General features: G+C 53.3%; 21 protein-coding genes. 12 read left to right on the top strand and 9 right to left on the bottom strand.

Going from position 1 to position 20,228, the window contains the following annotated elements; all coding sequences use genetic code 11:
* Positions 1–297: 297 nt before the first annotated feature.
* The 3 genes from ACIF4X_RS10520 to ACIF4X_RS10510 are packed head-to-tail and all read right to left on the bottom strand — an operon-like array spanning position 298 to position 2,342.
* A complete protein-coding gene (locus ACIF4X_RS10520; RefSeq protein WP_397482055.1) occupies positions 298–1,539 on the bottom strand; it encodes an RNA polymerase sigma factor in 1,242 nt (413 codons plus the stop codon).
* Entirely contained in the window at positions 1,532–1,876 is a 345-nt protein-coding gene (locus ACIF4X_RS10515) for a YciI family protein (RefSeq protein ID WP_008081988.1), read from the bottom strand. Before ACIF4X_RS10515 ends, ACIF4X_RS10520 begins: the two co-directional genes overlap by 8 nt.
* Positions 1,877–1,916: 40 nt before the next feature.
* Positions 1,917–2,342 carry a YybH family protein gene (locus ACIF4X_RS10510; protein ID WP_397482054.1) on the bottom strand — a complete coding sequence of 142 codons (426 nt, stop codon included), beginning with the start codon at positions 2,340–2,342 and terminating at the stop codon, positions 1,917–1,919.
* A gap of 141 nt (positions 2,343–2,483) precedes the next feature.
* Here ACIF4X_RS10510 and ACIF4X_RS10505 point away from each other — a divergent pair, with 141 nt between their 5' ends.
* The 8 genes from ACIF4X_RS10505 (at position 2,484) to ACIF4X_RS10470 (ending at position 10,060) form a co-directional block, all read left to right on the top strand.
* Entirely contained in the window at positions 2,484–2,969 is a 486-nt protein-coding gene (locus ACIF4X_RS10505; RefSeq protein ID WP_116029945.1) for an N-acetyltransferase, read from the top strand.
* A gap of 18 nt (positions 2,970–2,987) precedes the next feature.
* Positions 2,988–3,593, top strand: coding sequence for a pyridoxamine 5'-phosphate oxidase family protein (locus tag ACIF4X_RS10500; protein WP_397482053.1), 606 nt, complete (start codon positions 2,988–2,990; stop codon positions 3,591–3,593).
* A gap of 274 nt (positions 3,594–3,867) precedes the next feature.
* On the top strand, positions 3,868–4,929 hold the full coding sequence (locus ACIF4X_RS10495) for a hypothetical protein (protein ID WP_397482052.1): 1,062 nt from the start codon (positions 3,868–3,870) through the stop codon (positions 4,927–4,929).
* A 33-nt stretch (positions 4,930–4,962) separates the two neighbouring features.
* Complete coding sequence (locus ACIF4X_RS10490; RefSeq protein WP_397482051.1) at positions 4,963–6,294, top strand: MATE family efflux transporter; 1,332 nt, start codon at positions 4,963–4,965, stop codon at positions 6,292–6,294.
* 233 nt (positions 6,295–6,527) lie between these two features.
* Positions 6,528–7,385 (top strand): hypothetical protein, encoded by an 858-nt coding sequence (locus ACIF4X_RS10485; protein ID WP_397482050.1) that lies wholly within the window; start codon positions 6,528–6,530, stop codon positions 7,383–7,385.
* The gene (locus ACIF4X_RS10480; RefSeq protein ID WP_397482049.1) at positions 7,382–8,218 is read left to right on the top strand and encodes an inositol monophosphatase family protein; all 837 of its coding nucleotides are present in this window, start codon (positions 7,382–7,384) and stop codon (positions 8,216–8,218) included. Before ACIF4X_RS10485 ends, ACIF4X_RS10480 begins: the two co-directional genes overlap by 4 nt.
* 22 nt (positions 8,219–8,240) lie before the next feature.
* Positions 8,241–9,377: a radical SAM protein gene (locus tag ACIF4X_RS10475; protein WP_397482048.1), complete on the top strand. Its 1,137-nt coding sequence runs from the start codon at positions 8,241–8,243 to the stop codon at positions 9,375–9,377.
* Entirely contained in the window at positions 9,374–10,060 is a 687-nt protein-coding gene (locus ACIF4X_RS10470; protein ID WP_397482047.1) for a dTMP kinase, read from the top strand. Before ACIF4X_RS10475 ends, ACIF4X_RS10470 begins: the two co-directional genes overlap by 4 nt.
* 212 nt (positions 10,061–10,272) lie before the next feature.
* Here ACIF4X_RS10470 and ACIF4X_RS10465 read toward each other — a convergent pair whose 3' ends face one another.
* The 3 genes from ACIF4X_RS10465 to ACIF4X_RS10455 all read right to left on the bottom strand — a co-directional run bounded on the left by ACIF4X_RS10465 (position 10,273) and on the right by ACIF4X_RS10455 (position 12,310).
* Complete coding sequence (locus tag ACIF4X_RS10465; protein ID WP_397482046.1) at positions 10,273–10,761, bottom strand: GNAT family N-acetyltransferase; 489 nt, start codon at positions 10,759–10,761, stop codon at positions 10,273–10,275.
* A gap of 324 nt (positions 10,762–11,085) precedes the next feature.
* Complete coding sequence (locus tag ACIF4X_RS10460) at positions 11,086–11,580, bottom strand: GyrI-like domain-containing protein (protein WP_038362587.1); 495 nt, start codon at positions 11,578–11,580, stop codon at positions 11,086–11,088.
* Between the two features lie 67 nt (positions 11,581–11,647).
* The gene (locus ACIF4X_RS10455) at positions 11,648–12,310 is read right to left on the bottom strand and encodes a LysE family translocator (RefSeq protein ID WP_397482045.1); all 663 of its coding nucleotides are present in this window, start codon (positions 12,308–12,310) and stop codon (positions 11,648–11,650) included.
* Positions 12,311–12,449: 139 nt separating this feature from the next.
* Here ACIF4X_RS10455 and alaC point away from each other — a divergent pair, with 139 nt between their 5' ends.
* On the top strand, positions 12,450–13,667 hold the full coding sequence (gene alaC, locus ACIF4X_RS10450) for an alanine transaminase (RefSeq protein ID WP_397482044.1): 1,218 nt from the start codon (positions 12,450–12,452) through the stop codon (positions 13,665–13,667).
* Positions 13,668–13,830: 163 nt separating this feature from the next.
* On the opposite strand, the gene ACIF4X_RS10445 is transcribed toward alaC, so the two are convergent.
* A complete protein-coding gene (locus ACIF4X_RS10445; RefSeq protein ID WP_099756982.1) occupies positions 13,831–15,186 on the bottom strand; it encodes a GntP family permease in 1,356 nt (451 codons plus the stop codon).
* A gap of 82 nt (positions 15,187–15,268) precedes the next feature.
* Positions 15,269–15,802 carry a gluconokinase gene (locus ACIF4X_RS10440; RefSeq protein ID WP_007917804.1) on the bottom strand — a complete coding sequence of 178 codons (534 nt, stop codon included), beginning with the start codon at positions 15,800–15,802 and terminating at the stop codon, positions 15,269–15,271.
* 215 nt (positions 15,803–16,017) lie between these two features.
* Here ACIF4X_RS10440 and ACIF4X_RS10435 point away from each other — a divergent pair, with 215 nt between their 5' ends.
* Positions 16,018–17,049, top strand: a complete 1,032-nt coding sequence (locus ACIF4X_RS10435) for a LacI family DNA-binding transcriptional regulator (protein WP_397482043.1) — start codon at positions 16,018–16,020, stop codon at positions 17,047–17,049.
* Between the two features lie 41 nt (positions 17,050–17,090).
* Here the strand turns inward: ACIF4X_RS10435 and ACIF4X_RS10430 are convergent, their stop codons facing one another.
* Positions 17,091–17,963 (bottom strand): LysR family transcriptional regulator, encoded by an 873-nt coding sequence (locus ACIF4X_RS10430; RefSeq protein ID WP_397482042.1) that lies wholly within the window; start codon positions 17,961–17,963, stop codon positions 17,091–17,093.
* 122 nt (positions 17,964–18,085) lie between these two features.
* Here ACIF4X_RS10430 and ACIF4X_RS10425 point away from each other — a divergent pair, with 122 nt between their 5' ends.
* Together ACIF4X_RS10425 and ACIF4X_RS10420 are read left to right on the top strand one after the other, a co-directional pair.
* Positions 18,086–18,526 carry a PACE efflux transporter gene (locus tag ACIF4X_RS10425; RefSeq protein WP_034153370.1) on the top strand — a complete coding sequence of 147 codons (441 nt, stop codon included), beginning with the start codon at positions 18,086–18,088 and terminating at the stop codon, positions 18,524–18,526.
* Between the two features lie 125 nt (positions 18,527–18,651).
* A complete protein-coding gene (locus ACIF4X_RS10420) occupies positions 18,652–20,076 on the top strand; it encodes an MFS transporter (protein ID WP_397482041.1) in 1,425 nt (474 codons plus the stop codon).
* The last annotated feature ends 152 nt before the right edge of the window (positions 20,077–20,228 follow it).

The following is a 20,228-nucleotide window of genomic DNA, read 5'->3' as shown; positions in this document are numbered from 1 at the left end:
GAGGGGGCCGACCGAGGTGTCTTGCGTCAGACATCGACCTGAAAGACCGAGTCGATTATGGATTCAATGGATATGAGCTCAAAAGCCCCTCACCCCAGCCCTCTCCCGGTGGGAGAGGGAGCCGACCGAGGTGTCTTGCGTCGTACATCGACCTGAAAAACCGAGTCGATTATAGATTGATTGCTGCGGTATATAGGGTCGTGAAATTTGGTTCGATCATGGATTCCCGACTGAGCTTTCAAGTCGGTGAAATTCTCCAATATCCCCCAATCAGTCCCCTCTCCCCCTGGGAGAGGGCTAGGGTGAGGGCAATTCCAGCGCCGAAAGCCGCCCTTCAATAAAGCGCCGCTCCGGCTCTTGCCGGGTCAGCTCCAAGGCGCGCAAATACGCCGCCCGCGCCTCCTCCACCCGACCCAACTGCCGACAAAACTCCGCCCGCGCCGAATGCGCCAAGTGGTAATCCTGCAATTCGCCGCGATCAAGAATCCCTTCAATCAGATTCAACCCCGCCAACACCCCATCACGCTTGGCCACCGCCACCGCCCGGTTCAACTCGATCACCGGCGAAGGCACCGCGCGCAACAGCACGTCATACAAACCAACGATCTGCTCCCAATCCGTTTCCGCCGCCGTCGGCGCCTCGGCATGCACCGCCGCAATCGCCGCCTGCAAACAATATGGCCCAAACCGCCGCGTAGTCAGCGCACGCTCGACCAGCGCACAACCCTCAGTGATCAACTCGCTGTCCCACAATGATCGATCCTGATCGTCGAGCAAGATCAATTCGCCGTCCGGCGAGGTGCGCGCCGCCCGTCGCGATTCATGCAGCAACATCATCGCCAGCAGCCCCATCACCTCCGGTTCCGGCAGCAACTCCATCAATAACCGCCCCAGCCTGATCGCCTCACGGGTCAGCTCTTCACGGGTCAACTCGGCGCCGACCGACGCCGAATACCCCTCGTTGAACACCAGATAAATCACCCGCAACACGCTGTCGAGGCGCTCGGGCAGTTCGCTCAGGCTCGGTACTTGATAAGGGATTTTCGCGTCACGGATCTTGGCTTTTGCGCGCACGATGCGCTGGGCAATCGCCGCCGGTGCCGAGAGAAACGCACGAGCGATTTCCTCGGTGGTCAGGTCGCAGACCTCACGCAGCGTCAACGGCACTTGCGCATCCGCCGCCAGCGCCGGGTGACAACAGGTGAAGATCAGCCGCAGACGATCGTCTTCCACGTCTTCGCCACTCCAGTCGGCCTGTTCGAGTTCCTCCAGTTGCGCCAATAACATTGGCTGCGAGGCCTTGAACCGCGCGCGGCGGCGCAACACGTCGATTGCCTTGAAGCGCCCGGTCGACACCAGCCAGGTGCGCGGATTGTCCGGCACGCCGTCGCGTTGCCAGCGCTCGACCGCGACGAAGAACGCCTCGTGCAAGGCTTCTTCGGCGAGGTCGAAATCCCCCAGCAAGCGAATCAGTGTCGCCAGTATCCGCCGCGAGTCTTCGCGATAGACCTGCTCGACCCGCGCCCGAACCTCAGACATTCAACTGCCGCACCGGCCGTACTTCGACGCTGCCAACCCGAGCCGCCGGAATGTTGCCGGCGACCTGAATCGCCTCGTTGAGATCCTTGGCGTCAATCAGGTAGAAACCGGCCAATTGCTCCTTGGTTTCAGCGAACGGGCCGTCGGTGATCGACAACTTGCCGTTACGCATGCGCACCGTGGTGGCGGTCTGCACCGACTCCAGCGCCTCGGCGGCAACCATCCGGCCGCTGCCCTGAATCGACTCGGCATAAGCCCAGCACTCGGCGTCTTCCGGACTGTCGGGGGACGAATGCAGCAAGCGTTCATCGCTGTAGACCAGGCATAAGTACTTCATGGCGTTCTCCTGAATCGGACGGATCAACTATGGCTGAAGATCAGGGAGTCACATCGAACAGGGTCGCGCCGCTCATCGGATCGAACGGTGCCGACCAGTGTTCGTGGGCGATTTTCCACGCCCCGCCGATCTGCCGATAGCAGGCGGTGACGCGCATCCAGCAGCTCTGGGTTTCGCCCTTGTCGTTGGTGCCGCCGCAATTGGCAACCCAGTGCGCGAAAGCGATGTTGTCAGCGCTTTCGATGGCGATTTCGTGAAATTCGAAGACGTGCGGGCCGGGACACATTTCCATGCACGCCACCCAGTGCTCGCGGTAGGCCGGTTTGCCCTTGAATTGCAGGGCCTTGATCGCGTCGAAGGAGACGATGTCGTCGGCGTACAACGCCATGACTTTCTCCACGTCCTTGGTCATGACGGCTTCGCGGTAGGTGTTGATCAGTGTCTGGATTTCAGCTTGTGCGCTCATGGTGTTCTCCGTGGTTTTTGTTGTGAAGACACCCTTAGTCGCTTGGAGAGTCGGCAGATCGACAGTCGAAACAAAAAATTTCCACTCAAGCCAAAATCGCTAGAATCCGAGGCTCATCTTTGTAGGAAAAAGGAAATTCCCGTGTCAGCCCAACTCGTGCCGTACGACAGCCTGAACGCCTTGCAGCGTCAGCAAGTCGAGGCGATTGAAATCCATGCCGAGCAGATCAAATTTTCCGGCGATATCCACGGGGCCTTGCACACCCTGCTGTCGAAACCCGGCCCCGGCGTGAAAGGTTTCGCGCTGTTGGCGGATGAGGTACCGGTGGCGTTTCTGCTGCTCAAGCGCCCGCCGGTGTTGCCAGCCTGGGCCAATGAGCACAGTGCAACATTGCATGCGTTGCAGGTTGATCACCGGGCGCAGGGCAAAGGTTTCGGCAAGGCGTGTCTGCAAGCGTTGCCCGAAGTCGCGCGTCAGGCCTGGCCGGAGATCAAAGGGCTGGAATTGTCGGTGGACGCGGATAACGACGCAGCCATCGCGCTGTATGCCAAACACGGCTATGTCGACAGCGGCGAAGCGTACAAGGGCCGGATCGGTTACGAACGGCGCATGGGGCTGTTTTTCTAAGTGAGTGGGAGAGCAAGGATGATCGATTCAATCGAAGCGCTGGAAGCGATTTACGGACTGCCCCACGAGCGCGCGGTGCGCAAGAAGATCGGTTTTCTCAACGAGGATTATCAGGCGATGGTGCGGGTTTCGCCGCTGGTGATTGTCAGCTCGGTGGGCGCCGATGGCCTCGACAATTCACCGCGGGGTGACAAAGCCGGGTTTGTGCGGATCATTGATCAAAACACCCTGGCCCTGCCGGATCGCCCGGGCAACAACCGCATCGATACCTTGCGCAATGTGCTGCAGGATTCGCGGGTGTCGCTGCTGTTCATCATTCCGGGGATTGGTGAAACGTTGCGGGTTAATGGCACGGCGACGATCAGCGCGGAGCCGCAGTTGCTGGAAAGCTTTGCGGTGAATGGCAAACCGGCGAAAACGGTGTTGCTGGTGACGGTGGAAGCGGCGTTTTTTCATTGTTCAAAAGCGTTTGTACGCTCGGATGCGTGGAACCCGGAAACGCACTTGCCGCGCTCGGCCCTGCCCTCTGCTGGCGCCTTCCACAAGCGCCTGAATGATGGCCAGTTCGATGCCGAGACCTACGACCGCGAAGCACCGACGCGGGTGCGCGAAAGCCTCTACTGAAAAAAGATCTCATGTTCTCTTACAGGACTAAATCATCCTGTAAGAGTTATCCCATGAACAAATCTCAAATCATTTAAAACAGAAAAAACCCTGTAAGTAAATTCTGATTTTCATCCTGGATATTGACGCCTCGCTGTCAAACAATCTAGGTTTTAGCTATGAGCAAATTTTATTAATTACTCAACAGCCTATATATATTCGAACATCGGCCTTCAACATATAAACGGACACTTAAATCACTGCACCACTCGTTTTTTATAGTAAAGAGAACAACATGATAGACACTCTAATAAAAACCGCCAAATCAAAAATCACGCCCAATGAAATAATCATATTGGACGGAATAATCTCAATCCCGAAAAGCTATCTCCGAGAGAAAGCATTTTTAGAACCGACAAGCATCCTGATTATTTCCGGATCTTTAATTGAGGGCATCGGAACAATTCACTCCGACATTGACTGCATTATACTCTGCGACGAACACCCCAAAGCTTGCAACATTAAAGATATCGAACACGCATTTGTCACTGACGAGAATTATCGCCATATTACAAAAAACGAAAAAGTTCACAACACAACCGACTTCTACGGCGATACGAGCATCCACATCGACGCTGACTACATCACCTTCTCAGAAATTGAAGATATATATAAAAAAATCAACAAAGCATTTGATGAAGTGATTTCGGACCAACGATTTCTATATGACCCTGTACTCACAAATACAGAGAACAACATCGTTCACCGCTCTATTATTGGGCATGCAATTACCAACGAAGAAAAATTTGATTCAATAAGAGCACAAATCCCTCTGAAAAAACATATCTACATTGCACATCGCGAAAAGCTTCCAGTTTTTTACGCATTTCAGGATATTCAAGGTTGCTGGCAGTCAGGAAATCTATGGATGGGCTGTGAGATAGCCAGGGACATGATGCTAAAAACATCCATGAGTTTCACCTACCTCACTGGCACCTCGAACAAGCATTACAAGTGGATATATTCAAATATGTATCGAATTGAAGGGTTCGACGCCATCAAAAATAAGTTTTTCGATTTAGCCAGGCAAGGAGCAACTACGGAAACAGAATGCAGATCTTACATACAAGAGATTTTGGACTACATGGACTTGGTATTCCTCGCGATTGAAGGCCTTCTAAAAACAATAGATATCTATCCAACGAGAGAAACCTCCCTTGCCGCGCTTGATAATGAATTCAATGAACGCAAGCAAACCAAACATAAAACATCTGTGTGCGAGTACTACTTTAGGAAAAAGTATTTTGCTGCTTCCCAGACTCCTCCATTAACGACATTACTTAAAGAATGGGACTAATCCCCTCCCGAAACGCCACAAGCGACCCACACTATGGAAGTACTTAAATTATCTGTACCACTGATGCTTTCGAGATTGGGAGATATGATAGGGTCACTGATTTTCTTCTCATTTATCGGCCATCACATTGTCGACTCTCTGAGTGCAGCGTCATTCGCTTTGGCTTCAATATCTTTTTTGACCGTTGTCGGGATCGGTTTCTTTTCAAAAACATTAGTAACCGTTGCAGGCGCAAACAACTTAAGCACCACCAGCATAAACTCCGAAATAACCACATCATTTAATCTTGCAATTTTTTATGGGCTATTAGTTCCGGTCACGATATTTCTAGCAGGTAAAATTTTTTTAGAACTGGATACCGACCCCAACAACCTGGAAGACTTCAAAGTACTTTTAACACTTTCGATTTCGCTGCCTGCCGTTTTCCTACAAACCACCATTTTCAACGTCTATAATGGCATCAGAAAAACGCAATACGAACTCACTTACACTTGGCTATTAAATAGCGCACTCGCACTGACATGTTTTGCACTCATGAACATAGAGTCAAGTATAAATCTATACGATTTCATCATCACATACGTTTGCCTGCGTTATGTGTTCTCATGTGCAGCGCTGATCTTTTTCAGAACAACAACAAACAGACTCTTTAAAAGCTCTCCCCGCCTCAATATATCAAGAGATGACTATATAAAGTACACGATTAACGGCTTCCCTATGGCACTGTGCTTAGGCAGCGAAAGCCTCCTTTTCTTTTTACTTTCCCTGATATCAAAACATATAAATGACATCAGCCTTTCTGCATACCAAGCTTCTATCCATGCAGCCAGTATCATATATATGATTTCTATAGGAATAGGAAATGCCGCAGGAATAATTACAGCACGCCATTACATTACGAAGAATATCCAAGCAATCTCAAAAACGTTCCTATTGTCTATCGGACTCGGATTACTCGTACTGGCACCCATCCTAGTGTCTTTTTATTTCTTTAGTGAACGTATCGCTCTAATCTACACATCCGACACAGCGACGAGGATTCTCATAGAAAACAACATCATTATCTCAATACCCTTTTTAGTATTTGAGTTCATCTTCGTTGTCGCCAGATTGACTTTAAGAAGTATGAACGACTTTTGGATACCCACAATAATGACAATACTGACACTAAACATTTTTGGTGTGCTTTCTTCAGCAACCCTATTATTACTCTACGAGCACAACGTGCGCTCAATATTCCTGGCATTAGTACTATGCTCATTTACTTTAATGTTGCTTTTACTCTGGAGATTAAGGTGCACATTAAAATACGCATCTAAAACTCTCTGCATTGAAGAGAACCTACACCGAATAAAACAGCGCTGACCTTTCCTAATTAGTTTTGCGAGAATCGACCAATGAGACAGACCTCCTCATTTATCAACACAAAACATCAGCAGTCAACTTTGACAACGATAATTAGCGAGCATCATGCCTGGCGAACATTGAGTGGATTACAAACTACCGACTATTACGCATACCGCAACGCATTACTTAATGGGTGTCATCTTCAACGTGCTTTATTCGAACTACGCCACCCCGAGGTAATGATATGTGACTTGAGCAATCTCGAGCCGATTTTTAACTACATGTCTGATTTACAAATAGTGAAAACCTGGTATCAAATCAACTCAGCCATTAATCAATCAAAATTTGAAGGCATGCGCAAAATATTAGGCGATGGCCTATCACCGGAAATAGCTATTTCTGGGCCAAGTAAGCAAAAGCTCCTCGATTTTAAAAATGAGTTAATCGAAAAAATCCTACCGAAATTGATGAAACAGAAAAGATCCTCACACACCCAATCAACGAAGCGTGGTATATCGAAAAACAGATTACTCATAGATACCAATGATAACACCATTAACTTTCACAACCGCTTCTGCGCATTTTACAGTGCCTACATATCACACGAGCATTGGGACAGCTGCATTACGTTGAACACCCGATATATTTACGAAGACCATCCAATCTGGCATAAGATCAAAACACTATCCAAGAACAAACTATTTTTATTATCAGCTGGACTACCTATTGCTCTAGGTTATCTCGCAGCAACTGGAGATGAAAAGATATTCTTTTCAGAAATTCATCGACAAAACGATGCAAATTTACTGACACGCGATAGTGAGTTTTTGGATATTTTCCCTGACAAAGAAATAACAAATGAGCCTTGGTTGATTATAGACAAGTCATATACAGGCGGTAGCCTTAGGCAAGCTGGGAATATGATTAGAAAAAAAATAGGTTATAGAGCTGAGGTTAGAACTCTCGCATTGTTCCCGAAAACATTTAGCGCATTCATGAGCGCGGATTACGCCGTTTACGCAGGAAAACTATTTGAAGTGAGACTCTACGCATCACGCCTGAACAGAGAAACCTGGCACACACAACTCATATCCGAGCAATCAACATGAGAGCTTTATTCAGAGATGAACACGTTTCTGAACTGGAAGAATGTCTCTACAAGGCTAGGAAGCAACTACGTCGTTATTGGGCTGGAACGCTCGCATGCTTACCTGACTACGACATACCACAAGACAAGTGGATAAACGCCCAAACACAATCAGACTTAGATTGCCAATCTATATTATTTGAATGCCTTTCAAATATCAGTTTCAAGATCACAATATACTCGGAAGAAACTGACAACTTCAGCAGCTCCGATGAAAGCGAAGAGTTCTCACTTCTTATTGACCCATTAGACGCCACGCACAACGCAGTCCTTGGCTTCCCTGGCTACACATCAAGTGTGGCGCTTTATCACAAAGGCGCATATATTTTTGGATGGGTGTATGACATATCAAGAGATTTAGTGTACACGGCAGCATTAAACGAGGGAGCGTATCTGCAATCCTCGATAATTGTTAAAAGACTTAAAACACGCACCACCCACTCTCTAACAGATATGAGAGTTTCTTTACATCGCCCCAAAAACGTTCAGGAGAGATCCAGAATTGAAAAAGTAATATGGTCCGCGGCGAAGGTTCGAATTTATTCCTGTTCCTCACTGGAAATCTGTCTTATTGCTGCCGGGGTACTTGATGCTTTTATTGACGTAGGCGCACCCGGACACGAACGGAGTTGTGATATTGCCGCAGCAGAGTTGATACTCAGAGAGGCGGGTGGCGCATTATTCGACGACAAAGGTGGTATCAGAAACAGTCTCCCCCCTTCACAAACATCGCTATCGGACACCGGAACGTTAATAGCCCTATCCACGAAAGAACTTATACGATTACTTTTATAACATACTGAACTGGAGACGAATCATGCTATTCGAAACAGTCGCCCTAAAACTCGAATTATTGTCTAATGGTGTTAATTTCTCTAAAGAATTCCTAGATTACTTTCAGAATCAATCGACTCACATTGAAAAAAGACGAGCATATGGTACAGGTGATAGTGTAATACTTGAATCAAACACCCACACACCGCAGGAAATAATTCTAGATGGACAAATCATCGCAGCCGCTAATTACAACCCTAACTCAGCGTACCAAGTCGTCTTAGCACAAGGATATCCTGCATTAAGGCATGGAAGTAAAATTATAAAAATCACGTTCCCCACTAGACCGACGGCTTATGGAAAACATCTAAGCAACGGCGAGTTATTCGAAACACATTTAACCGTCTATGGAAACTCCACCCTCGGAGTATTCTCACCTGGCCACTGTTACTACTTCAATAATGGCCGAGAGTGCAAATTCTGCTCTCTGGGCGCTGCCAGAGAAAACCTTTCCGATCACAAAATGCGTATCAAAGGTGATTTGGCAGGAGAAGCAGTAGAGATAGCCACTGAAGTCGAGAGTGGACGTTACAAGAGAGTACTGTTTAATGGCGGCACGATCCGGGACTATGATAAAGGCTACTCAATGCATTTAGACTTAATGGAGCGAGTTAAAGAGAGAAACACTGCAAGCAAACTCGAATACCACTTAATTTCGATGCCACCCAAAGATTTCCGGCTATTCGAGCGATTCAAAGGACTGGGCAATAATTTATCCATGAGCCTGGAAGTATTCAATGCAGATTTGTTTTCTGAAGTTTGCCCTGGAAAATCACAGGATTACACAAGAGCACGCTTCCTCTCTGCGTTTGAAGCCGCTGTCGAAGTTCTTGGTCGCGGAAATGTATACGCAGGCTTTGTGGCAGGCATGGAACCTTTAGAGTCAATCATTGAAGGAATCGAATATTTCGGAAATATGGGAGTGGTGCCCGCGGTTGCAGTATTCCACCCCGATGCAGGCTCATACTACTCTACAAAAGCGCGTCCTTCCGTTGACTTCCTAAGTACACTCGGTAAAAAAATGTCAGAAATTTATCATAGAGAAGGCTTTAAACCGTTAATAGAAGGAAGTGGAAGAAACTCTTTAGATACTGAAGCGTATTTAGGAGGTTTTGCATGAATTATTCTTTGAACAAAGGAGTATTTATTGCATTCGAAGGTACCGATGGTGCAGGAAAATCAACGGTTGCGCGAGCGACTTATGACAGAATTCTTGAATCCCATTCTGCACTGCACTATATAGACAAAAACCGCCCTCCAGTGCCTACAGGCTATACAGAGTTTCATATGTCTCGGCTACGTGAAGTCTTATGGGATTATCCGGACAACGCTCCTCTGGAACAATTAGGTGACAAACACTGGATGAGCCTCATAACAGCGTGGTTTCACGCCACAGATCATGCGGCTATAAAACCTTTAATCAATTCTGGCGCAAGTTGCATCGCCGATGGTTGGCATTATAAATACCTGGCGCGCTTCTTGCTGAAGAGTACTGATTTGGCTGAGGATGCGTTGACAATGTTCTCAACAATCAGAAAACCTGACTTCATAATTTTTTTAGATGTTGATCCGGCACTGGCAGCACAGAGAAAAGGATCATTTCGCCTTAGCGAGAGTGGAGCCTATGATGGCGCCAATGCAGATCCCCAGAAGGGCTTCATTGACTATCAGAATCGAGTTAGATCCAGTTATGAGCGCTGCGGTCTAGTGAACTGGATAAGAATCGATACAACCGACCTAAGTGAGGAAGCCGTTCTCGATAAGGCGGTGACTGCAGTCCAGAGCATTCTTCGTAGGGAGTAGAAAGCAACGAACGTTTCTAACGACGAGCTGATCGACGCCGACAGCTACGAGCGCGAAGCGCCAAAATGTGTGAGCGACACGCTTTACTGACTCAACACGGTCCCCTGGAGGAGTGAGCCTGCTCGCGATAGCGGGTTACCAGTTAAATCAATGTTGACTGACACTCCGCTATCGCGAGCAGGCTCGCTCCCACAGTTTTGATCAGTGTTGGGTCAGAGTGTGAGGATCATCTCGTGCCACGCCATCCCGCCGTGATCCGACTCCGACGGTTTGATGTAGGCAAAGCCAAACCCGGCATACAACGGAATATGCTGTTCCTTGCACATCAAATGAATCGTCGCTTTATCCATCCCGCGCATACGCTCGATGAACTCGCCCATCAAGCGCTTGGCCAAGCCCTGCCCCTGATAATCCGGGTGCACCACCACCGACATGATCACCACGTTCGGCCCTTGCGGGTCGTGGCCGATCAGTTCCTTGAACGCCTCGTCGGACATCTGCACGTCAAACGCCGCGCCCGAGTTGACGAAACCCGCTACCACGCCATCCACCTCGGCAACGATAAAACCTTCCGGCCAGGTGGCGATGCGCGTGGCGATTTTCTCGCGGGTGGCCGCTTCGTCGCCTTCGTAGGCAACGGTTTCGATGGCGTAGCAGCGGTCCAGGTCGGTGGCGGTGACGTTGCGGATGACGGTGTTCATGGCGGCTCGGAAATCAGCAGAAGAAAGTGCCGAAAGCATAAAGGAATAAGGCCTGCATATCGATGCGCATGGGCGGCGTAAAGCCTGCGTATAAGTGCTTTTCTTCGTGTTCGCGGCGGGCTATTTCTCAGGTGTGTCTCTGATCACCCTTGGGGGAAACCGTTTATGAGCAGCGTTGAAATCGGCCTGTTGATGGTGTTGGGCATCAGTACTTTCGGCTTTATCACTCTCGGCATCGACCTGTTGCGGGCGCGACGGTTGGCCAAGGGTAAACGCGGTTGAAAACCATGAGGCGGATCATTGATCCGCCTCATGGTTGTCGGCTCAGGCCTTGGTATCGACCGGTACGCAGATTTCCAGTTTGCCGGTGTGCAGCCGCGGATTGAAATCGGCGCTGTAGCGCTCCAGTTCCGGGGCGTTGAGCTCCACGTAATGAGAGCTCGGCAGCCAGGTCTTGTAGATGTATTGCAGGGTTTGCGGCAACTGATCGAGCGGTCCCTTGTGCTCAAACACCGCGTACTGCCGGGGCAGCACTTCCACCCACTGATAAACCTTCTGGTCGAGGTCATCGAGCTTGCTGATTTCCACCCCGGCGATGTAATCGAAGCCACCCTTGCCGTCGAAATTGCTGCAAACACCGTAGGTCACTTCGTTCTTTTGCCCCTGGATCTTTCCCAGGTGCGGCAAGAACTTTTCCCACAGCGCCGGGATGTCTTTGGCTGTGTCTTGAGTAAATCGACCGCGAAAGCCTGCAATCAGCAGGAAGTGTCCATGTTCGAAGCGAGGTTCAGCCACTTCGACGCGTGTTTGCTCATCCATGACTCGACTCCTGGAACAAAAAAAGGGTTCGGCTGGGAGTATAGAAAGCCCAATCCAATTCGCACGCTTACAGCGAATGCAACTGCTCGACGGCGCCCGAACCGACAAACTCGTTATAGCCGGATACGATCACGTAGACCGCGAAATAACAGAAGATCGCTGCAGATGCCATATAGGAATAGCGCAACAGCTTATCACCCAGCAGCTTGCCACCGTGGCTCGCGGCAAAGCATAAACCCGCAGACCACAGCAGCCCGGCGCAGAGGAAACCGCCAAGGAACAGCGCAGAACTGACCGGGCCGCCACCGCCGGAACGAGCGATCAACGTGCCGCCAACAGCGGCAAACCAGAGAATCGCGCTTGGCGACGACATGGCGAGAAAAATCCCCCGGAAGAATTCCTTGCGATGGGAGTTGCGCCCCACTTCCGCCGTCTCGGCCAGCAAGGCTTCGTGATGGATCGCCGAGTAAATCATCTTCGCCGCAAAGTAGATCAGCAGCGCCGAACCACCGATCCACAGCACCCAGCGGACAGTTTCGTATTGCAGCAAAACCGTCATCCCGGCCAGCGCCAGCACCGCGTAAATCAGGTCGCCGACACAGGTGCCGAGGCCCAGCGCAAAGCCCTGAAAGTAACCGCGTTGCATCGCCAGCGTGATCATCGCGATGTTGGCCACGCCGATATCCAGGCACAGCGAAAGGCTCAGCAAGAAGCCGCTGGTGAATTCCATCTACCGATTTCCTTGGGACAAAATTGTTTACAAACGGGCTGGACAGTATGCCATCACTGACCTTATCTTCCGCCACAGGTCACCGCAGTGACCAGCGTCGCTCGGACGGTTCCGGGCGCTTACGTTATCCGAGGCAACAATGGCTGAACAAGGTTCGCCGCGCCGCTTTGCGCGCATAGATCGACTCCCCCCTTACGTTTTCAACATCACCGCCGAGCTGAAGATGGCCGCCAGGCGTCGTGGTGAAGACATCATCGACTTGAGCATGGGCAACCCCGACGGGGCCACGCCGCCGCACATTGTTGAAAAACTCGTACAAGTTGCCCAACGCGAAGACACCCACGGTTACTCGACGTCCAAGGGCATTCCGCGCCTGCGCCGGGCGATTTCCAACTGGTACAAGGATCGCTACGCGGTCGATATCGACCCGGAAAGCGAAGCCATTGTCACCATCGGTTCCAAGGAAGGCCTGGCGCATTTGATGCTGGCGACCCTGGACCAGGGCGACACCGTTTTGGTGCCGAACCCGAGCTACCCGATTCACATCTACGGGGCGGTGATTGCCGGCGCCCAGGTGCGTTCGGTACCGCTGGTGCCGGGCGTGGACTTCTTCGATGAGCTGGAACGAGCGATTCGTGGCTCGATCCCGAAGCCGAAAATGATGATTCTCGGCTTCCCGTCGAACCCGACTGCGCAGTGCGTGGAGCTGGACTTCTTCGAACGGGTGATCGCCCTCGCCAAGCAGTACGACGTGCTGGTGATTCACGATCTGGCTTACGCCGACATCGTCTACGACGGCTGGAAAGCCCCGTCGATCATGCAGGTGCCGGGCGCCAAGGACATCGCGGTGGAGTTTTTCACTCTGTCCAAGAGCTACAACATGGCCGGCTGGCGCATCGGTTTCATGGTCGGTAATCCGGAACTGGTCAACGCCCTCGCGCGGATCAAGAGCTACCACGACTACGGCACCTTTACCCCGTTGCAAGTGGCGGCGATTGCTGCGCTGGAAGGCGATCAGCAATGCGTGCGCGACATCGCCGAGCAGTATCGCCAGCGGCGTAATGTGTTGGTGAAAGGCCTGCACGAACTGGGCTGGATGGTCGAAAATCCGAAGGCGTCGATGTATGTCTGGGCGAAGATTCCTGAGCAGTACGCGCATCTGGGTTCGCTGGAATTCGCCAAGAAACTGCTGGCCGAAGCCAAGGTGTGCGTCTCGCCGGGTGTGGGGTTTGGTGAGTATGGCGACGATCACGTGCGCTTTGCGCTGATCGAAAACCAGGACCGGATTCGTCAGGCCGTACGCGGGATTCGCGGCATGTTCCGGGCCGATGGCCTGGCCCCGAAAACTTCCGCCTGACCCACAGATCATTCCCACGCTCCGCGTGGGAATGCAGCCCGGGACGCTCCGCGTCCCAAAGCGGACGCAGAGCGTCCATTGAGGCATTCCCACGCAGAGCGTGGGAACGATCACCCACAAAAAAACCGCATCGCTGCGGTTTTTTTGTGTCTGCAAGAAGCGCTTAAACGAACAGCGACAACAGCAGGATAAAGCCCAACGCGACGATGGAGAGGATGGTTTCCATCGCCGTCCAGGTCTTGAACGTCTCGGCCACGGTCATGTTGAAGTATTGCTTCACCAGCCAGAAACCAGCGTCGTTCACATGGGACAGAATCAACGAACCGGCGCCAGTGGCCAGCACCAACAACTCACGGTTAACGCCCGGAATCATCCCCACCACCGGCACCACGATGCCCGCGCCAGTGATGGTCGCCACAGTCGCCGAACCGGTCGCGATACGAATCACCGCCGCCACCAGCCACGCCAGCAGGATCGGCGAGATCTGTGCGCTGACCGCCATGTGGCCGATCACATCGCCCACGCCGCTGGTGACCAGCATCTGCTTGAAGCCACCGCCGGCACCGATGATCAGAATGATCGCGGCGGTTGGTGCCAGACTTGCGTCCAGCCACTTGAGCATCTGCTGGGAACCGATGCCCTGCTTGTGCCCGAAGGTGTACAGCGACAGCAGCAACGCCAGCAGCAGTGCCGAGATCGGGTGACCGATCATGTCCATCCAGGTGCGGAAGAAGTGACCGTCCGGCAGCGCCACGTCAGCGAAGGTTTTCAGCAGCATCAGGAACACCGGCAGCAGCACGGTGATCAGGGTGATGGTGAAGCTCGGCAGCTTGGCCGAGTCGTCGTTTTCGCGGGCCAGTTGATCGACCAGTTCCTGATTCGGGTGACCCGGAATGTGTTTGGCGATGAACGTACCGAAAATCGGACCGGCAATGATTGCGGTCGGCAGCGCAACGATCAGACCGTACAGAATGGTCTTGCCGATGTCTGCGCCAAACACGCCGATGGCCAGCAGCGGGCCCGGGTGCGGTGGCACCAGACCGTGCACGGCGGACAGGCCGGCGAGCAGCGGAATACCGATCTTGATGATCGACACACCGGTGCGACGCGCAACGATGAACACCAGTGGAATCAGCAGGACGAAGCCGATTTCGAAGAACAGCGGAATGCCCACCAGGAACGCGGCGAACATCATTGCCCACTGGACTTTGTCTTTACCGAACGCACGGATCAGGGTCTGGGCGATCTGATCCGCCCCGCCCGATTCGGCCATCATTTTGCCGAGCATGGTGCCCAGCGCGAGGATGATGCCGACAAAACCGAGCACGCCACCAAAGCCGTCCTGGAACGCTTTGATGATCGTGCCGATCGGCATGCCCGACGTCAGACCGAGGAACGCGGCGGCGATGGTCAGGGAAATGAATGGGTGAATCTTGAATTTGGTGATCAGGATAATCAGGCCGATTACCGTGACCACTGCATCGAGCAGCAGGTAGGCGTCGTGGGACATGCCAAACATTGGGGGTGTCTCCTGGATTGTTGTTGTTATTAAAGCGGGTTAAACAGAAGTCGGGAGGACAGCGCTAGCTCTTTCAACACACTCATACCGCCTGCTTCAGACCGTGGGCCTGCCACCAGACATGAGCCTGGGACGCCAGTTCTTCAACGCTGTGGATCGAAGCATTCAGGGCCAATGTCAACGGCTCGCCCTTGGGCGATTCGAGCGTGGCGAACTGGCTTTCGATCAACGTGGCGGGCATGAAGTGGCCCGGACGATGGGACACACGTTCAGCGGCGACTTCAGGGGTCAATTCAAGAAACACGAAACCCAGGCCCGGCAAGGCGCTGCGCAACACTTCGCGATAACTGTGTTTAAGGGCCGAGCAGGTCAGCACCGGGCGTTTGCCCGATGCATCGACGCGACGCAGTTCATCGCACAGGCTGTCGAGCCAGCCGGCACGGTCGTCGTCGTTCAGGGGGATCCCCGCGCTCATCTTTTCGATGTTCGCGGCCGGATGGAAAGTATCGCCTTCAATGGCAGTGGCGCCGCTCAATTGGCACAGGGCCTCGCTGACGCACGTCTTGCCGCAACCGGCAACGCCCATGATGACCAGGGCGGTGATGGGATGACTCATATAACACCTCAGCGCGCAGACAGCGCTACCTTTGCTAGCTATGACTCTAGTGCACAGGCAGAAGTTGCCGACGCCTTCTTGTCGTTTTTTTGGGTTGCAGCAGGTTTGCGCCCAACGCCAAAAAGCGAAGATCAGGCAGGACCTCGCTTACGCATTTACAGCTGCATCAGGACAGCGCTACCTTAGTGCCTTGATTTTTGTTTGGCAAGCCGTCGATGACCACCCCTAAAAACGATAAAAATACCCGCACCACCGGCCGTCCCACCCTGAATGAAGTTGCCCGCCTGGCCGGTGTCAGCCCGATTACCGCCTCCCGCGCCTTGCGTGGGGTCAGCACGGTCGCCACCGAACTGGTGGAAAAAGTCCAGAAAGCCGCCCTCGAACTCAACTACGTGGTCAACCCGGCCGCCCGCGCTTTAGCCTCGGCGCAGAGCCATTCGGTGGTGGTTCTGGTGCCTTCGTTATCCAACTTGCTGTTCATCGATACGCTGGAAGCCATTCATCGGGTATTGACGCCCAAAGGCTTCGAAGTGCTGATCGGCAATTTCCACTATTCCCGAGATGAAGAAGAAAACCTGCTGCGCAACTACATGGCTTATCAGCCGCGCGGTTTCTTGTTGACCGGGTTTGACCGCACGGAAAGTTCGCGGCGGATGATCGAGGCGAGCAACATTCCTTGCGTGTACATGATGGAACTGGACAGTGCAGCCGGGGTGAACTGCGTGGGTTTCTCGCAGCTCAGTGCCGGTGAAACGGCGGCCGAACATTTGCTCTCCCGTGGGCGCAAGCGTCTGGCGTATATCGGCGCGCAACTTGACCAGCGGACCCTGCTGCGCGGTGAAGGTTTTCGCAAAGCGCTGCAGAAGGCCGGCCGTTATGACCCGGATCTGGAAGTGTTGACGCCTCGCTCTTCATCGGTGGGTTTGGGCGGGGAGTTGTTCCTGCAACTGCTCGCGGCGCATCCGGATGTCGATGCGATCTTCTTTGGTAACGACGACCTGGCCCAGGGCGCTTTGCTGGAAGCGTTGCGCCACGGCATCAAGATTCCCGAGCAAGTGGCGATTCTCGGTTTCAACGACTTGCCGATGTCCGAACATATGGTGCCGCGTTTGAGCAGCATCAACACTCCGCGTGAAGCGATTGGCCGGCGTGCGGCAGAGCAGATGCTGACGTTGATGGCCGGTAACAGCGTTGCTCGTCCGGTGGAAGACATGGGTTTCGAACTGAAGATCCGCGAAAGTACCTGACAACAGGTAACCGATCGTTCCCACGCTCTGCGTGGGAACGATCAACCGCCCAACAATTCGACGAGGGCATGCGCGCCTTTCTGTAGAGGCTGGCTCTTGAGCCACACCGCATGCACCGGCATCACCAGGCCGTTTTCGATGTTGCGAAAATTCAGGCGTTTCAGCCGTCCGCTGTCCAGTCGCGGCTGCACAACCGACAACGGAAAATTGCCCCAACCCAATCCCGCCTCAACCATTTCCATCGCTGTCTCAAGACTGTCGGTGCGCCAATACGATTCCGCCACCAACGGCCGTGTCTCACTGATCGGCAAGTCGCGACTGGCAACGATGATCTGCCGCACATGAACCAGATCCTCGAGAAACACATCCTGCCCACGCAACAGCGGACTGTCCGCCGCCAGCGTGGCGATCATCCGCTCGCTGCCGACAAACTGAAAACGCTCCAGCACGTTCATGCTCAACCCGGCGAACGCCAGACACACGCTGACCCGGCCGCTGTGCAACATCGCCAGCACGTCATCCTGCGGTGCGGTCAGCACTTCGATATCGAGCAATGGATGACGCTCGGCGATCACCTTGATCGCCGCCAGCAAACGCCGCCGGTCGATGTCCGCGACCACGCCAATCGACAACTTGCTCTCCAGCCCCAACGACAGTTCCACCGCGTGCACTTGCAATTGCTTGAGTTGCTCGGCGATCAGCCGCGCGTGTGGCACCAGTGACAGCGCCATCGCCGTGGGTTGCGGTTCGCGATGGCTGCGGTCGAACAGTGGATAACCGAGTTCCGCTTCCAGATTGCCGATGGCCATGCTGACCGCCGAAGGCACCCGACCTAACGCACGCGCCGCCGCTGAAAACGAGCCGCGTTCGATCACGGCAAGAAACAGCTCGATGCTGTCGCTGTTGAAATTCACCCTGTACACCTATCAATAAAACTGAAAGTAGCTGACTTTTTCTGTCATCCCTATTGAAGCTATCTTTCGTCGCCTTCGCCAGTCCCGCTGGCCAACAAACGGCAAGAAAGAGGCAATTTCCCATGCAAGGCGTCAAACGCAAACTGGTCTACGTGTCGCTCTACGAAGTGATCGGCATGACCTTCTCCGCCCTTGGACTGGCACTGTTGTCCGGTACTTCGCCGGGCAGTACCGGGCCACTGGCGGTGATCATCACTACCATCGCCGTGACCTGGAACTTCATTTACACCTCGTTGTTCGAGCACTGGGAAAGCCGCCAGCAATCGCGCACCCGCACGGTGAAACGACGCATTGCTCACGCCGTCGGCTTTCAACTGACGCTGATCGTGTTCCTGATTCCGTTGATCGCGTGGTGGATGAACATCAGTCTGGTACAGGCGTTTCTGCTGGATCTGGCGCTGATTATCTTCATCCCGTGCTACACGTTTGCTTTCAACTGGCTGTTTGACCGGATCTTCGGACTGCCGGCCTCGGCGTTGCCAGATTCGGCGGCTGCGGCATAAATCGTTAATCCGTAAACAGATATTGCGAGAAATCAGCGGTTTATCCGCGTAAACCGCCGATATTCACAATCCATCAACTCCGATAGCAGGCTAAGCTTTTCCATCAATAAAAAATGGATCAGCCCATGACTGCACACGCCCCCGCCGCCGCGCAAAGCGACGGTATCGACCCGATCCGCGCCGCTCAGGTATCCGCCCGCATCGATCGCCTTCCGGCGGTCGCGACGATTTGGCGCTTGGTGGCGCTGCTGTCAATCGGTGGTTTCTTCGAACTCTACGACCTGTTCCAGACCGCTTACATCAGCCCTGGGCTGATTCGCGACGGCATCTTTGCCACTGGCAATCAAGGCGTATTCGGTTTCTCTGATCAAGCAGCGTTTGCTTCGGCGACGTTCCTCGGCCTGTTCCTCGGCGCCAGCCTGCTCAGCCCGTTGGCAGATCGCTTCGGGCGCCGTGCGATTTTCACCTTTGCGCTGGTCTGGTACACGGTCGCGACGGTGTTGATGGGCGTTCAGAGTTCGGCGCTGGGCATCATCTGCATGCGCTTTCTGGTGGGTATCGGCCTCGGTATCGAGTTGGTGACCATCGACGCCTACCTCTCGGAACTGGTGCCCAAACGCATGCGCAGCTCGGCCTTTGCCTTCGCGTTTTTCATACAGTTCCTCTCGGTGCCGGCAGTGGCGCTGATGTCCTGGTGGCTGGTGCCGCAAGCACCGTTCGGCATCAGCGGCTGGCGCTGGGTGGTGTTGGCCAGTGCGGTGTTTGCGCTGTTTATCTGGTGGCTGCGCAAACGCCTGCCGGAGTCGCCACGCTGGTTGGCGCAGCATGGGCGCTTTGATGAGGCCAACCGGATTCTCGACCACATCGAAGCACGTTGCGAAAAGGATCACGGCCAGCCACTGGACGTGCCCGAAACGGTCCCGGTCGATGTCGAGGGCAAGGGCCGCTTCGCCGATATCTGGCAGCCGCCTTATCGCCGTCGCGCGTTGATGCTGATTGTCTTCCACATCTTTCAGGCGATCGGTTTCTTCGGTTTCGGCAATTGGCTGCCGGCGCTGCTGTCCGGTCAGGGTGTCAGCGTCACCCACAGCCTGATGTACGCCTTCATCATCACCCTCGCCTACCCGCTCGGCCCGTTGCTGTTCGTGAAATTCGCCAACCGCTTCGAGAACAAATGGCAGATCGTCGGTTCGGCCCTCGGTGCGATGACCTTCGGCACCTTGTTCGCCCTGCAGACCAGCGCATTCGGGCTGATCTTCTGCGGGGTGATGATCACCTTCTGCAACGCTTGGCTGAGCTTCAGTTATCACTCGTACCAGAGCGAATTGTTCCCGACCAACATCCGCGCCCGCGCAGTAGGTTTCTGCTATTCGTTCAGTCGTTTGTCGACGGTGTTCAGCAGCCTGTTGATCGGCTTGTTTCTCGACAATTTCGGCACGCCCGGGGTGTTGGCGTTCATCGTCAGCAGCATGCTGATCGTGATGTTGACCATCGGCTGGTTCGGCCCGCGCACACGCAATCTGGCGCTGGAGAACATTGCCCATCGCTGACGGGCGCAACGGTCATCCTCTGCCGCTTATCGGCAAAGGATGACCGCTGCGAACACTAAGTTTATTTCTATGCTGCTGAAATAATAGGATTTATTCAGAAGGCACGGTAATTGCTCTATTACGCCAGTCAGCAATTACCTACAGGTCTACAC

Origin of the sequence: Pseudomonas sp. NPDC085632, assembly GCF_044541255.1 — a bacterium.
GTDB lineage: Bacteria > Pseudomonadota > Gammaproteobacteria > Pseudomonadales > Pseudomonadaceae > Aquipseudomonas.
The sequence above is the reverse complement of the archived record's forward strand: the minus strand, read 5'-3'. Positions and strand labels throughout refer to the sequence as shown.

Bases quoted from the DNA above. Each gene is read 5' to 3' on its own strand.
- ACIF4X_RS10510 (WP_397482054.1), bottom strand. From the start codon at position 2,342: ATGAGCGCACAAGCTGAAATCCAGACACTGATCAACACCTACCGCGAA.
- ACIF4X_RS10420 (WP_397482041.1), top strand. From the start codon at position 18,652: ATGACTGCACACGCCCCCGCCGCCGCGCAAAGCGACGGTATCGACCCG.
- ACIF4X_RS10455 (WP_397482045.1), bottom strand. From the start codon at position 12,310: ATGGAATTCACCAGCGGCTTCTTGCTGAGCCTTTCGCTGTGCCTGGAT.
- ACIF4X_RS10435 (WP_397482043.1), top strand. From the start codon at position 16,018: ATGACCACCCCTAAAAACGATAAAAATACCCGCACCACCGGCCGTCCC.
- ACIF4X_RS10460 (WP_038362587.1), bottom strand. From the start codon at position 11,580: ATGGATGAGCAAACACGCGTCGAAGTGGCTGAACCTCGCTTCGAACAT.
- ACIF4X_RS10465 (WP_397482046.1), bottom strand. From the start codon at position 10,761: ATGAACACCGTCATCCGCAACGTCACCGCCACCGACCTGGACCGCTGC.
- ACIF4X_RS10475 (WP_397482048.1), top strand. From the start codon at position 8,241: ATGCTATTCGAAACAGTCGCCCTAAAACTCGAATTATTGTCTAATGGT.
- ACIF4X_RS10500 (WP_397482053.1), top strand. From the start codon at position 2,988: ATGATCGATTCAATCGAAGCGCTGGAAGCGATTTACGGACTGCCCCAC.
- ACIF4X_RS10520 (WP_397482055.1), bottom strand. From the start codon at position 1,539: ATGTCTGAGGTTCGGGCGCGGGTCGAGCAGGTCTATCGCGAAGACTCG.
- ACIF4X_RS10515 (WP_008081988.1), bottom strand. From the start codon at position 1,876: ATGAAGTACTTATGCCTGGTCTACAGCGATGAACGCTTGCTGCATTCG.
- ACIF4X_RS10470 (WP_397482047.1), top strand. From the start codon at position 9,374: ATGAATTATTCTTTGAACAAAGGAGTATTTATTGCATTCGAAGGTACC.
- ACIF4X_RS10425 (WP_034153370.1), top strand. From the start codon at position 18,086: ATGCAAGGCGTCAAACGCAAACTGGTCTACGTGTCGCTCTACGAAGTG.
- ACIF4X_RS10440 (WP_007917804.1), bottom strand. From the start codon at position 15,802: ATGAGTCATCCCATCACCGCCCTGGTCATCATGGGCGTTGCCGGTTGC.
- ACIF4X_RS10480 (WP_397482049.1), top strand. From the start codon at position 7,382: ATGAGAGCTTTATTCAGAGATGAACACGTTTCTGAACTGGAAGAATGT.
- ACIF4X_RS10490 (WP_397482051.1), top strand. From the start codon at position 4,963: ATGGAAGTACTTAAATTATCTGTACCACTGATGCTTTCGAGATTGGGA.
- ACIF4X_RS10495 (WP_397482052.1), top strand. From the start codon at position 3,868: ATGATAGACACTCTAATAAAAACCGCCAAATCAAAAATCACGCCCAAT.
- ACIF4X_RS10445 (WP_099756982.1), bottom strand. From the start codon at position 15,186: ATGTTTGGCATGTCCCACGACGCCTACCTGCTGCTCGATGCAGTGGTC.
- alaC (WP_397482044.1), top strand. From the start codon at position 12,450: ATGGCTGAACAAGGTTCGCCGCGCCGCTTTGCGCGCATAGATCGACTC.